This window comes from Rickettsia slovaca 13-B (genome assembly GCF_000237845.1).
Lineage (GTDB): Bacteria > Pseudomonadota > Alphaproteobacteria > Rickettsiales > Rickettsiaceae > Rickettsia > Rickettsia rickettsii.
This window is the reverse complement of record NC_016639.1, coordinates 365,296-378,638: the sequence shown is the minus strand read 5'-3', so window position 1 is coordinate 378,638 and position 13,343 is coordinate 365,296. Positions and strand designations below refer to the sequence as shown.

The following is a 13,343-nucleotide window of genomic DNA, read 5'->3' as shown; positions in this document are numbered from 1 at the left end:
AGTAATCGTATAATAATGGGCTTTCTTGTACTAAACTTTCAATTTCTCTAAAGATTTCTGCTTTTTGTATTGTTCCACTATAGTGTTTTATTGTGGCTATCTATCTTAATTTCATAGGCATCTAATCTTTTATTTGCCCCGGCATCTAGTAATTTAAAATTACTGGTTTTCAACCTTATTTTTGCATCTTGAATTATTTCACTTGCAAACTTCATCTTACTACTATGTTTAAATATCTGTTTTTCTTCTTCAGACTTAAGCTTTTCATTCTTAATAAAGCAATCAAATTGTTCTTGGGCTGCTAATTCGTTAAATAGTTGCCCTCTTAGTTCTGTGTTAATTTCTGCTGGATAAATAGTGGCTATTTTCTTTAAATTATCCTCACCAAATTTATATATTAGATGATCACTGAAAATACTTCACTTATCTTTATTATCACCTGCATAAGATAAAATATATTTTTCAGTTGTAATACTACTTACGTAATTAATATCACTTGCTGCTATTTTAAGAGCTAGAATAGAGGTTTATTTTATATTGTTCTCGTCTGTTTCTGCAAGTAATTTAGTTATAAACTCCTCTAAACTTACTATTTTGCTTGCTGAATTATCGGTTGTAAATATTTCATAGTTTCTATCTTCAAATATTATCTTGCCTTCTATTCCTGGTGCTTTACTAACCGATACCGTAAAAGTAAAATTATATTTCTTTATACCATTTAAAATAAACTTACGCTCAACTCATTTATCACACCGCTTTTTAATATGCTTTTACATATTTCTTTTAAAAAGATTTGCGTTTCGCTTATATTCGGTAATTCGTTAAAACTCGCAATAAACCATTCTATTACTTCAGGATTTTTACTTTTTTCATATTCTTGAGTGATGTAATCGGTTATTGTGTGTAGAGTGGTTTTGGCGTCTATTTCTAAATATAAATCCTTATCAAAATTTTGAGTTCTATGTAGATCAATTATTTTTATTAACCTATTAACTTGTTTATAACTAGCTTTATCAAATGATCTTACATTTATTATATTAATTAAACTTACAGCAACTGCATACTTAACATATCTGTCAACATAAGGGTCACTGAGTATATCTTTGAACACTTTAAATGCTTCTTCTACCGGTTTTACCTTTCCTAATTCAACTAAACTTAAAGCAGACTCGGATTTGTCAGAATTACTAAATAAATTTTTCAGTATTTTAGATGCGTCATGTGATATATTGGGGTTTATTTGTATTATCCAACCTAGGATTTTGGCGATTGTGAATTCAATATAATTACTAGGGTTATTAAGTAGTGTATTCAATATTTTTAATGTCTCTTGGGCTAAACTAGAATTTATACGTACTGTTTCAGTTAAGCTCCAAATAACTACAATTTTGACTTCGTTGCCGGAATCGTTTAATACTTCTTTCAATATACTAAATATTGCTAATGTTAAACTTGGTACAATATATATTAACTATAAGCTTACAACAGCCGTAGCCTTAATATAAATATTAGAATCATTTAAGATCTTGCAGTGTATTTAAAGCTTATTGTTCATACATTACACTTAGCATTTCAGTTAAGCTTCTCGAGTAGCTTGATATAACATTTCATTATTAGGGTTACCAAATAGTTATTCTGATTTTAAACATTGCACAGTATCAAATTTGACATAATTAGGCATTACAGATTAGTGTTTTCAATATGTTCAATGCTTCTTTTACTAAACTAGGCTTTGCCTTTACTATTTCAACTAAAACTGAAACTGCCTCGAACTTGAAATTTTCTATAGGATCATTAAATAATTCTTGCAGTGCAAATGCCTTGGGTGCTATATTAGGTGTTGTATTTACTATCTTAACTAAGCTTTTAGTAACTAAGTATTTGTTGTATAATTTTTTTTACCTGATTTAATATTTTTATATCTAAATTAGGCATAATATTAATTATTTCAATCAATATTATATTTACATATTCATTTAATACCTTTTTATTTAATAACGGTATTATTTTTTTTTTAACTTTCCTGTAATACTGTCTTATCTATCGTCTCATCTAATATTTGGGCTAATTTTTGTAATTATTCATCTTTAATTTCTAATAGGTTTGTTAACTTCTGATAAATTTTTGTTTTACTGCCCCATTCATTTCTTATTTGCTAATCCTGTGATGATTCCTATAACTTTTTTAAATTCTTGAGGGTCAGTTTTTTTATTTTGTAATTTTTCATTTACTGTTTTAACAATCGCTTCCGATAAATAACCACTGTCTATTATATGTTGTTCCCAACCTGTAATATCTTTTAGCACAACTTCATCTATTAAATTTTGTATTTGTTTTAAATTCGGTATTCTACTATCAAATTTCCCGTTAATGTTGCTTTGAGCTAATAAATGCATTAAGAGTATAATCTTTCTTTCAATCCCTAACTCTAATATCCTATCCACATTACATGTTACAGCTTTCCAAAATATTTCTATTAACTCTTGATTATTTTCATTACTTACCATCCCTGCTAGAAACTTCAGAGTCATTAGATATTTCGGATCGTTTCGATGCGCACCTATAAAATTTGCTGCTTTATATTTTGTGTTGTTATCTGCTAACTGATTTTTTAAATAACATGCAGCTAGATATTCTTGAAATGTTAAATGAATAAATTGAAAATTTTGCCCTTCTATTCTTAATATCCCTTGTTCTATAACTTCGTCTATATCTAATATATCTTTCTTGCTTTCTACTACTTTGTTCTCTACTCACTTCCCTGTTGCAACAAACGACTCATAAGCTATTTGCTCTAAAAAACTCATTTTGTTTTTTAAGTGATTATTAGCTTCAGTTTTATTTTTATATTTAAGTCGTTTATATAGTGAAATAATAATTTGTTTTTTTTGAAATTTATCCCTTATTGCTTGATCGCTCCAAACCAAACATATTAATGCAGTATTGATAGGAACTGCACATATTTCTTTTATTTGGCCATGAGTATCCAAAAAGATTTTTAATGGTGTTCCAAGCTCTTTATCATACTCAAAATTTTTATGTACATATTGCTCTATTCCCTCACTATCCCAACCTGTATTGTCTACTTTCTGCTCAAATCTGTTGCTCATTTCTTCTATAACCGCATTAGGCCTAGAACTCATTACGATATTTTTATACTGAAATACCGAATCCATAATATCTCGGTAATCACGATTACTCTGTGATAAAAACGCTACCTCATCATAACCATCCAGTAGTAATAATATCCTATCTTTATCTTGTATGCTTTTTATATCTTCAAGTTTTATATCGTTAGAATCTAAACAATAATGGACAAAACAACTTAGTATATCGTCATCTATATTAGTACCATAACGTACTGCCCAGCTTAACAATTCCTTTAACCTGATTCTAAATACATAATCAAATTTGTTGTTCCATAGTTTTTCTTTTCCCCATTTATAAGATAGATAATGCATTAACGTGGTTTTACCTATTCCTGCACTACCGAGTAACAATACTTTACATATATCAACTTGCATTCTGTTTATTTTCTCAACTATATTTTTTATTTCTGAGGTACTTTTATTAGTTAGATTTCTGCGAAGTATCGCAAACTTATTTTCTTCATTTAGTGACTTAACTATATTATCAATTTTTTCTTCTTGAACTTGATAATTTTTATCAAACAACTCCCTTATCTTTTCTTCCGTATCTATGGCTTTAAAAATATTCTCTATTTCTGCCGGTGATGAGACAGAAGTAGATTTCGGTACATGGGCTAGTCCTTTTGTCGGCAATAGTCCTCAAAAGGCACAAAATAATCTAAGCGGTTATAAATCTAACTCAACCAGCAGTACTGTCGGTTTTGATAGTTGAATAGGCGATGATTTCTTACTTGGCGTTGCATGGAAGCAGCAAGAAAAGCTAGTTGATCATTTCCTAGCAACGGCAAAAGATTCAGGATGTCTTATGGCAATATCGATATCCTGCATAAATCTTATTCTTATACTGTCGCTTGTACCAAGTGCATAAGGGTTAACTAACACATCTAATACTCCCCATTGCCCGACATAAAATATTAAATAATACTTTTTATCACGGAGTAATACATTATAACAAAGGCAACAAATACTACCCTCATATTTACAAGCCTATTGTTACTAAAGAATTATAGAACAAATAGAAAAAGTTTTTGCATCTAATGTATATTGAGCCTGATTTATTGAGCAAAATAATTAAAAGTGTTAAAGAATCGGCAAAATATGAAAAAGATTATTATAACACAAGAATAACAGAATGAAATAAAGAGCTTATCAGTGTAAAAAATAGCCTTGATAAGCTTAGAAGTAAACTTTTAGAAGGTATATTTACAAATGAAGAATACGAAGAAGATAAATATAAATTAACAACACGTCGTGATAAAGTAATGTTAGAGATAGCAGAGCATAATAAAGGTGATGATTGTTTTACGGACAAAATGATAGATGTACTAAATTTAGTTGCCAATGCACATCAATATTTTGTTTTGTCGAATGCTGAGGGAAAAAGACGCCTAATAAAAACTGTGTTTTCAATTAAATTAACAGGCAAAAAGCTTGACTTTATGCTGCATTCGCCGTTTGATTCATTCGTAAAGTTGTCAAAAATTGAGGAATGGCTCCCCGGGCCGGACTCGAACCAGCGACCGAACGGTTAACAGCCGTTTGCTCTACCACTAAGCTACCGAGGAACATTAGAAGCATCTGGAAGATTCAGATACTTCCTTATAACAAATCTTTATTATAACGTCTAGCGTTTTCTTTATATAAAATAAAAAAGTTTTATTCATCACCTATTTTTAAAGCTGCAATAAACGCAGATTGCGGAATTTCGATATTACCGTACTGTCTCATTCTCTTTTTACCTGCTTTTTGTTTCTCAAGTAATTTACGTTTACGACTTATATCACCGCCGTAACATTTAGATAAAACATCTTTACGTAGGGCTTTAATAGTCTCACGAGCGATAATACGACTACCTATACTTGCTTGAATTGCTATATCAATCTGCTGTCTCGGTATTAAATCCTTTAACCTTACGCATAATGCCCTCCCCCTTTGCTCGGCACGTGAGCGGTGTACGATTGTGGATAGTGCATCAACCACCTCTGCGTTAACCAAAATCCCAAGCTTAACAAGTTCGGAAGGTTCATAAACATCCATTTGCCATTCAAAACTTGCATAACCTTTAGAACAGCTTTTTAAACGATCGTAGAAATCGTAAACTATCTCATTTAGCGGTAATTTATAAATTATTTTAGCCCTATTTGCTATATAGCTATGATCAAGCTGCATCCCTCTCTTTTCCGTACAAAGCGATAGTACCGCACCTAAAAACTCATCAGGTACCATTATAGTTGCCTTAATCCAAGGCTCTTCCATTGATTCGATTTTTTGTAAATCAGGCAAATCTGCTGGGTTATGTATCTCTAAGTTCTCACCGTCCCGCATATGAATTTTATACACCACGCTTGGAGCGGTAGTGATTAAATCTAAATCGAATTCCCTACTTAAACGTTCTTGGATTATCTCTAAATGTAACAGCCCTAAAAAGCCGCATCTAAAACCTACTCCGAGTGCCGAAGAGCTTTCCATTTCATACTCAAAACTAGCATCATTAAGGCGTAATTTAGCCAGTGAATCCTTTAGATGCTCAAATTCCGAGCTATCCGTTGGATAAAGACCACAAAACACTACGGGTAAGTTTGGTTTAAAACCCGGTAGAGCTTGCTCACAAGGCTTTTTTTCATCAGTGATAGTATCCCCAACTTTACAATCCGCTACTTGCTTTATAGCCGCAGTAAAGAAGCCGATTTCGCCTGCATGCAGAACATCCGAAATATGTTTTTTCGGAGTAAAATAGCCAACATTCTCAACGGTATAAACTGAGTTAGTAGCCATCATTTTAATACGCATATTCTTACGTAAGTAGCCATCAATAACACGTACTAAAATAACCACGCCAAGATATGGGTCATACCAACTATCAACAAGCAAAGCTTTCAAAATATCAGAACTACTTTCTTTTGGCGGAGGTAATTTATTTACTATAGCCTCTAAAACTAAATCAATCCCTATACCGCTTTTAGCAGAGATTAGCACAGCCTCACTTGTATCGATTCCGATTATATCCTCTATTTGCTGCTTAACCTGTTCAGGTTCTGACGCCGGTAGGTCAAGCTTGTTAAGCACCAGTACAATCTCATGATCATTCTCGATTGCTTGGTAAACATTGGCAAGCGTTTGTGCTTCTACTCCTTGCGTACTATCAACTACCAATAACGAGCCTTCACAAGCAGCAAGTGACCTACTAACTTCATAAGCAAAATCGACATGCCCGGGAGTGTCCATTAGATTCAAATAGTAGGTGTTACCGTCTTTAGCTTTATATACAAGCCGCACGGTTTGTGCCTTAATAGTTATACCTCTCTCTTTTTCAATATCCATCGAATCTAGCACTTGCTGGCTCATTTCCCTAGCCTGCAAGCCGCCGCAATGTTCAATTAACCTATCGGCTAACGTAGATTTACCGTGATCAATATGGGCGATTATTGAGAAGTTCCTTATATATTTTTGATGATTCATAATTATTGTGATATAATTTGCATTTGTTTATTGTCTGTTATCCCGCGATCAAGTCGCAGAATGACACTAAACCACGATAATATATAACAAAATCGAAATTTATAACAGGAAAAAATAATGCGAGCTGAAATAGAAAATTATGTAAAAAAAATTGAGCAGTCTTTAGAACTACTTTGGAGGTCACTTTGACGTTGAAGCATCAACTGAAAGACTGAACGCGTTAGAAGAGTTAACAGCCGATCCTAGTTTATGGAATGATCAGGCTAATGCTCAAAAATTACTGCGAGAAAAAAGTAATCTAGAAGAAAAACTAAACGCTTTTAATAAACTCAAATCCAATTTAAAAGATGCTTTAGAACTTGAAGAAATGGCTGAAGCCGAAAACGATTTAGAAACACTTTCACAAATTGAACAGGACTTAAAAAATTTAAGCATCATTGCTGCCAAATTTGAAACGGAATGTTTGTTTTCAGGTGAAGCAGACGGTAATAATTGCTTTTTAGAGATTAATGCTGGAGCCGGGGGAACTGAAAGCCATGACTGGGCGTCTATTATGATGCGTATGTATTTGCGTTTTGCCGAAAGACTCGGCTTTAAAACCGAAATAATCAATATGATTAACGGCGAAGAGGCAGGCATTAAATCATGCACGATTAGGATAATAGGAAAGCGTGCTTACGGCTGGTTTAAGACCGAAACTGGCGTTCACAGATTAGTACGTATTTCTCCGTTTAATGCAGCCGGTAAAAGAATGACTAGCTTTGCAAGTAGCTGGGTATATCCCGAAATTGATGATAATATAGCAATTACTGTTGAGGATAAAGATTTAAGAATCGATACTTTTAGAGCATCGGGAGCCGGCGGGCAGCACGTTAATACTACCGATTCAGCTGTACGTATCACTCATATACCGACCGGTACGGTAACACAATGCCAAAGCGATAGATCGCAGCATAAAAATAAAGCTCAAGCTATGAAAATGCTTCAAGCCAAACTCTATGAGCTTGAAATGCAAAAACGTACCGATAGCGTTAACGAGCAGAATGCCGCTAAAACCGATAATAGCTGGGGACATCAAATTAGATCATATGTTTTGCAACCTTATCAAATGGTAAAAGATTTACGTACCGATTATGAAACTTCCGATACTAAAGGAGTGCTTGACGGTGACCTTGAAGAATTTGTTTCCGCAAACCTTGCTATGAATGCGGGTGGTAAGAAGTAGTGAAAATCAATGAGCAATACTTTAAGTAATGAATCATATACTAATTTAATTAAAAATTTAAAACAAGAAATTAGCAAAGCTCGTATTAGAGCCCATTTAGCAGCAAATAAAGAATTGATAGTTCCTTTATTGGCATATAGGAAAATTAATTTTAGAACGTCAGAATAAAGAAAAATGGGGATCAAAAGTGATTCAAAATATTTCTGATGATTTGCGTAAAGAATTTCCTAAAATGCAAGGATTATCATATCAAAACCTTTCTTATATGCGTCAGTTTTTTGCAGAATATAATAATGACCAAATTCTCCAACAGGCGGTTGGAGAAATCCCATGGAGTCATAATATTATTATTTTTTCAAAACTAAAAAATATAAATCAAAGAATTTGGTATGCACAACAAACCATCGAAAATGGTTGGTCAAGAAATGTATTATCTTTGCAAATTAAAAGTAATTTACATGAAAGGTCAGCGAAAGGTATAAATAACTTTTCCAATACTTTACCTGAGCTAAAGTCCGATTTAGCCAGGTCGATTATAAAAGAACCGTATAACTTAGAATTTTTAGATATTCAAGGTAAAATAATAGAACGAGATTTAGAAAATAAATTGATAGATAATATTAAAAACTTTTTATTAGAGTTAGGACAAGGTTTTGCATTTGTTGGCAATCAGTATCATATAGAACTTGAGGGAGAAGATTATTATTTGGATTTAGTTTTTTATCACATAAAACTCAAATGCTATGTATATTGTTATTGAATTAAAAACCGGCAAGTTTAAGCCGGAATATGCCGGTAAACTAAATTTTTATCTTAATTTAATGGAGCGCACAATTAAAGATAATTCGGACAATCCTACAATTGGATTAATTTTGTGCGAAGAAAAACAAGGTATTACTGTAGAATACGCTATAGAAGGCATCCAAAAACCAATAGGAGTATTACAATTTAAGCTTACAGCAACATTACCTAAAAAGCTTGAAAAATTCCTGCCTACCCCTCAAGATCTAGCAAAGCTAAAAAGCGAATAAATTACTAAAAGTTATTTTTCTTGATACCATGGTCAAGCTTTGGTATGACCTTTTCATATTTCAACCTTATTATTTTTATCGCAACATGAAAAACTAGAAAAACTTTACTACTGCTATTTCTATATTTATTATAGCTATAGCCTCGGTTCTAGGATTTCAGAGTTATCAAAAATTTACTCAAGATAAACATTTTGAGCAGGTAATAACCGTAAATAATCTAGAGTTTGATCCTGCTAATGAAAAAATCCGCAAGACATTCTTATATCAAAATACCTATCAATTCCGATACTCAAAATATAGAGGCTGCAGATAAAGAGGACGGATATAATAGGATGAGGCTTGGCATAGATAGAGATTGCAAGAGAAGTAGCAAATAAAAAACTTGATAAGCAAATATCTAGCCTAACATATGAAGAATTGCAAAAATACGGACCGATGATTTTGTTTAACGGCGGAGCGTATGATAATAAATTACTACAAGAAGCGCTTGATAAAAATATTATTACCGATTATCCAAAAGAAAATTTTTATATTTTTACGCTGCCGGAATACCAAACCAATACCGGCGCGGACAATTTAACACTCTATATAAAGAGCATGAAAACGGTAATATTGACTTAAGTAATGCCGAAATTGCTATTGTTACTCATGCTTATCATTTTCCTCGTGTTAATCGATATTTTGATAACAAACCGAATTTTGACTTCTTCTTTATTCATAACACTAAACCTATAATTTTCTTAGTAGATCGAAAATTTGAAACCATAGGAGTAGATAATGAACTAAAGCATGAGCTAATAAAGGTAATTTTATTAGCTCATGCTTTAGTTCATTATCTATATATAGAGAAAGGTTTTGTTTCAGAAAAATTAGCAATGCTTGATTAATCAATGACTATCTCTCTTGCTTCTTGTTCTTTAATCTCAATACGAGGTAGAATAATAGTAAGTATTCCATTCTTAAGGCTTGAAGAGATATTTGCCTGATCTACATCTTCATATAATGATATTACATAATTAAAATTTTTATTCATATAATTATCTGAATCATCAGCTTTATTTTTTTCTTCTATATTCCCTGTAATAAATAATTTATTACCGTTTACTTTAACCTTAATTTGACTTTTATCAAAGCCAGGTACTTCCATAACAATAATATACTGCTTATCTTTAGTAATAAAATTGCTTTTTATGCTATTAGATTCATAAAGCGGCAATCTATTTTTAAATAAATTATCAATATTTGTAATTTGATTATCTATTAAATCTGCTACCTGACGCAGTGGCATTGCATTACCGGAATCATAATTCTTATTAGCTATTGCAATATTACTAGATAAAATCATAGCTGCTATAGACGGAATATATAATCTTACGCTCTTTAACATAAAACCACCATGAATTTTGTTAGTTATATATTTAAATATATAAAATTATCTATTTAAAATTCAAGTCTTATATTTCCATAATTTGCTGAAAGTACGCTGCCCAAAATAAAAACTAATACTCTCCGCAAAAATAGTTTGATCTTCTATGCTCCATAATATATCTAGATATTCAACTAGCAGAGCAGAACTTTTTAACGATTTATATTGAACATATTTAACTCCTCCATACATTGCAAAAAAGCTATAGGCAAGCACGGGTCTTACCGAGCCATTTAAAGCATCAACCCAACTAACACCTGATTTATAAGTGGAGTAAAGAGAATATTACTCCGCCATTTCTTGTGATATGGTAAGCTCTGTAAAAGTTTTAGACTGATTAAGTTTTTGTTATTAGCAATTTGACGGTCTAAAAATCTCGTGTTTTTTGTCGTTAATATCTTTATATATTTTCAAAATTTCAGGAATTATTGAACTCATAAATCCTGTTATCGCCACAAGTAAAGTAATCATAAATACCTATCTATATAAATTTTAGGATAAGTATAGCAAAGATAAGTCATTATACTAAGAAAGAGGCAAAAAGGGGCAGCATGGACTGATTATTTATGCAACAACGCCAATAATAGGAAAACTGATCCTCTCAACAATTACTTTAAATTAGACCAAATGCGGTTTTTTGCAATATAGAAAAAGATAGTAAATACCGTTAAAAACATCATAACTTTAAGACCCATAGATTTACGATGTTCCATTTCCGGCTCAGCTGCCCATTGTAGAAATACCACAATGTCTTGCGACATCTGCTCTACACTTGCGTTAGTACCGTCCATATAGGTTACCTGCCCGTCTGTAAGCGGCGGCGGCATTGCTATTTGCTCGCCAGGGAAATAGGGATTATAATGAGTTCCCTGCATCAACTTAAAATCTGCCGGCGGTTCGGTATAGCCGGTAAGTAGCGAATATATATAATTAGCTCCGTCATGACGTGCTTTTATTATCAACGATAAATCAGGAGGATGGGCACCGTTATTAGCTGCTCTTGCTGCTTGCTCATTAGGGTAAGGAGGTACAAAACGATCAGAGGGAAGAGCGGGGCGGTCAAACATCTCACCATCATCATTAGGTCCGTCTTGTATCGTATAGCCTTTGGCAATCTCTTTTATCTCGTCATCCGAAAAGCCGATATCTTTAAGATTACGGTAATATAAATTGTTTAAACCGTGGCAGACACTACAAACTTCTTTATAGACCTGAAAACCTCTTTGTGCTGCTTCACGATTAACTGTACCAAATACGCCGTCAAACGACCATTTCATCTTTTTTGGATGTAATACTTCTTCGTTGGCTAAACTTAAGCACGAAGTCAGTAGTATGATGATAGAGATAAGTAGTTTAGTTTTCATAAATTTTTTTGAGTCGTCATTGCAAGGAAAAATTGAAAATGTTGACGAAGCAATCTCAGGAGTTTATATATTATTTTATAAGATTGTTGTGTTGAGATTTTGTCTTTCCTTGCAATTTATTCTATTAATTTAATTTTTTTGTTTCTTAAACCGGCTTTAATTTGTTTTTCTCTATTTATTGCTGAATTCATAGTTGATGAATCTCATAAAATAGCAATTTTTACTAAACTCCTTAATTGTATCATTTTTGTGTTGATATATTCTTTTTATTAAATTAAAAGTAACACCAGTATAGAGTATACCATTTTTCTTATTAGTTACTATAATATACTATTGGTTACTTCATAAATTTGTATAATACAAAAAACGTCATTGCGAGCAGCCATAGGCTGCACGGCAACCTCATGAAATAATAACAAACTCCTGAGATTGCTTCGTCAATTGCTATGCAATTTCCTCGCAATGACATCTCTTCGCAATGACTTAACTCTTACAACTCCTCCGGCAATGGCAGCGGTTTTTCATATTTACCTATCAGCGGCAGAGCTACTAAGACATGAAAAAAGTAATAACAAGCAGCAAAACGGCTAATGGTAATATACGGCTCTTCTGCCGGCTGCCCACCTAAATAACCAAGCAATAAACAATCTGCCATAAATATCCAAAAAGCCATTCGGTATATCGGTCTATAATTGCTACTTCTAACTTTTGAAGTATCAAGCCAAGGTAGTAAAAATAACACAAATATACTTCCGAACATTAATAGCACCCCACCGAACTTAGACGGTACGGCTCTAAGTATTGCATAAAACGGCAGAAAATACCATTCAGGGACAATGTGGGCAGGCGTAACTAACGGATTTGCTGGAATGTAATTATCGGGATGTCCTAAATAATTAGGTTCGTAAAAAATAAAATAGGCAAATATTATGAAATAAACTCCGAAACCAACAAAATCCTTTACGGTATAATAAGGGTGGAACGGAATAGTATCTTTAGGGCTTTTAACATCTATACCTTTTGGGTTATTTGAACCATGCTGATGCAAGGCCACTAAATGCAGCATCACTAAAGCAACAATAATAAACGGCAATAAATAATGCAGTGAGAAGAACCTATTTAATGTCGGGTTATCAACAGAAAAACCACCCCATAACCACGTAACTATGAATTCCCCTATTAACGGAATAGCGGAAAATAAATTAGTAATAACCGTTGCTCCCCAGTAGCTCATCTGCCCCCAAGGAAGCACGTAACCCATGAAAGCAGTAGCCATCATGGTTAGAAAAATGATGATACCGATATGCCAAAGCAGTTCTCTAGGTGCTTTATAAGAGCCGTAATACAAACCTCTTGCTATGTGTAAGTATACGGCGGCAAAAAACATCGATGCACCTACCGCATGAGTATAACGCAGTAACCAACCGTAATTCACGTTACGCATGATTCGCTCAACACTATCGAAAGCATGATCAACATGCGGAGTATAGTGCATAGCAAGTATGACGCCGGTGATTATCTGAATCACTAACGCAATACCGGCAATAGAGCCTAAATTCCACAAATAGCTAAGATTTTTCGGAGTTTGATAATGACTAAAATGCTTTAGGAACGCAAAAATAGGAAGACGATAATCTATCCATTCTATAATAGCATTAGGCTTTTTAGGGGTAATATCTTCATTCATAA

Annotated in this window: 16 protein-coding genes and 1 tRNA gene; 7 read left to right on the top strand and 10 right to left on the bottom strand. The window is 33.0% G+C overall.

The features are described 5' to 3' along the window. Positions 1-718: 718 nt before the first annotated feature. The 3 genes from RSL_RS01945 to RSL_RS09810 all read right to left on the bottom strand — a co-directional run bounded on the left by RSL_RS01945 (position 719) and on the right by RSL_RS09810 (position 3,782). Positions 719-1,426 (bottom strand): hypothetical protein, encoded by a 708-nt coding sequence (locus tag RSL_RS01945; protein WP_014273320.1) that lies wholly within the window; start codon positions 1,424-1,426, stop codon positions 719-721. A 715-nt stretch (positions 1,427-2,141) separates the two neighbouring features. Then, entirely contained in the window at positions 2,142-2,531 is a 390-nt protein-coding gene (locus tag RSL_RS09270) for a hypothetical protein (RefSeq protein WP_004996233.1), read from the bottom strand. 222 nt (positions 2,532-2,753) lie between these two features. Further along, complete coding sequence (locus tag RSL_RS09810) at positions 2,754-3,782, bottom strand: NACHT domain-containing protein (RefSeq protein ID WP_231287736.1); 1,029 nt, start codon at positions 3,780-3,782, stop codon at positions 2,754-2,756. Here RSL_RS09810 and RSL_RS10615 point away from each other — a divergent pair. Continuing rightward, positions 3,712-3,861, top strand: coding sequence for an autotransporter outer membrane beta-barrel domain-containing protein (locus tag RSL_RS10615; RefSeq protein WP_317133660.1), 150 nt, complete (start codon positions 3,712-3,714; stop codon positions 3,859-3,861). The two genes, RSL_RS09810 and RSL_RS10615, sit on opposite strands and share 71 nt — an antisense overlap. Before the next feature lie 778 nt (positions 3,862-4,639). Here the strand turns inward: RSL_RS10615 and RSL_RS01920 are convergent. Next, positions 4,640-4,714, bottom strand: a tRNA-Asn gene (locus RSL_RS01920). A 91-nt stretch (positions 4,715-4,805) separates the two neighbouring features. Next, positions 4,806-6,608 (bottom strand): translation elongation factor 4, encoded by a 1,803-nt coding sequence (gene lepA, locus RSL_RS01915; protein WP_014273318.1) that lies wholly within the window; start codon positions 6,606-6,608, stop codon positions 4,806-4,808. Positions 6,609-6,725: 117 nt separating this feature from the next. Between lepA and prfB the strand changes: the two genes are divergently transcribed. The 6 genes from prfB (at position 6,726) to RSL_RS01890 (ending at position 9,485) form a co-directional block, all read left to right on the top strand. Further along, a protein-coding gene (gene prfB, locus RSL_RS01910) for a peptide chain release factor 2 (RefSeq protein ID WP_148258520.1) occupies positions 6,726-7,833 on the top strand; the annotation gives its coding sequence in 2 pieces (ribosomal slippage) (positions 6,726-6,794 and positions 6,796-7,833; 1,107 coding nt in all). A gap of 9 nt (positions 7,834-7,842) precedes the next feature. Beyond that, positions 7,843-8,001, top strand: a complete 159-nt coding sequence (locus RSL_RS09805) for a YhcG family protein (protein ID WP_014419750.1) — start codon at positions 7,843-7,845, stop codon at positions 7,999-8,001. Continuing rightward, positions 7,970-8,593, top strand: a complete 624-nt coding sequence (locus tag RSL_RS09800) for a PDDEXK nuclease domain-containing protein (RefSeq protein WP_324602879.1) — start codon at positions 7,970-7,972, stop codon at positions 8,591-8,593. The genes RSL_RS09805 and RSL_RS09800 overlap by 32 nt, the downstream gene beginning before the upstream one ends. Continuing rightward, the gene (locus tag RSL_RS01895; protein ID WP_014419748.1) at positions 8,577-8,864 is read left to right on the top strand and encodes a PDDEXK nuclease domain-containing protein; all 288 of its coding nucleotides are present in this window, start codon (positions 8,577-8,579) and stop codon (positions 8,862-8,864) included. Before RSL_RS09800 ends, RSL_RS01895 begins: the two co-directional genes overlap by 17 nt. Before the next feature lie 236 nt (positions 8,865-9,100). Beyond that, on the top strand, positions 9,101-9,241 hold the full coding sequence (locus RSL_RS09260; protein ID WP_014410506.1) for a hypothetical protein: 141 nt from the start codon (positions 9,101-9,103) through the stop codon (positions 9,239-9,241). Between the two features lie 58 nt (positions 9,242-9,299). Further along, a complete protein-coding gene (locus RSL_RS01890) occupies positions 9,300-9,485 on the top strand; it encodes a hypothetical protein (protein ID WP_012150576.1) in 186 nt (61 codons plus the stop codon). A 262-nt stretch (positions 9,486-9,747) separates the two neighbouring features. Here the strand turns inward: RSL_RS01890 and RSL_RS01885 are convergent, their stop codons facing one another. The 5 genes from RSL_RS01885 to RSL_RS01875 all read right to left on the bottom strand — a co-directional run bounded on the left by RSL_RS01885 (position 9,748) and on the right by RSL_RS01875 (position 13,341). Then, a complete protein-coding gene (locus RSL_RS01885) occupies positions 9,748-10,251 on the bottom strand; it encodes an Hsp20/alpha crystallin family protein (RefSeq protein WP_014273316.1) in 504 nt (167 codons plus the stop codon). Between the two features lie 60 nt (positions 10,252-10,311). Next, the gene (locus RSL_RS09255) at positions 10,312-10,482 is read right to left on the bottom strand and encodes a hypothetical protein (protein WP_014419747.1); all 171 of its coding nucleotides are present in this window, start codon (positions 10,480-10,482) and stop codon (positions 10,312-10,314) included. A gap of 416 nt (positions 10,483-10,898) precedes the next feature. Continuing rightward, complete coding sequence (locus tag RSL_RS01880; RefSeq protein WP_014273315.1) at positions 10,899-11,654, bottom strand: cytochrome c1; 756 nt, start codon at positions 11,652-11,654, stop codon at positions 10,899-10,901. Positions 11,655-11,825: 171 nt separating this feature from the next. Next, positions 11,826-11,924 carry a hypothetical protein gene (locus RSL_RS09795; protein WP_231287771.1) on the bottom strand — a complete coding sequence of 33 codons (99 nt, stop codon included), beginning with the start codon at positions 11,922-11,924 and terminating at the stop codon, positions 11,826-11,828. Between the two features lie 220 nt (positions 11,925-12,144). Then, entirely contained in the window at positions 12,145-13,341 is a 1,197-nt protein-coding gene (locus RSL_RS01875; protein ID WP_014273314.1) for a cytochrome b, read from the bottom strand. Positions 13,342-13,343 lie beyond the last annotated feature (2 nt).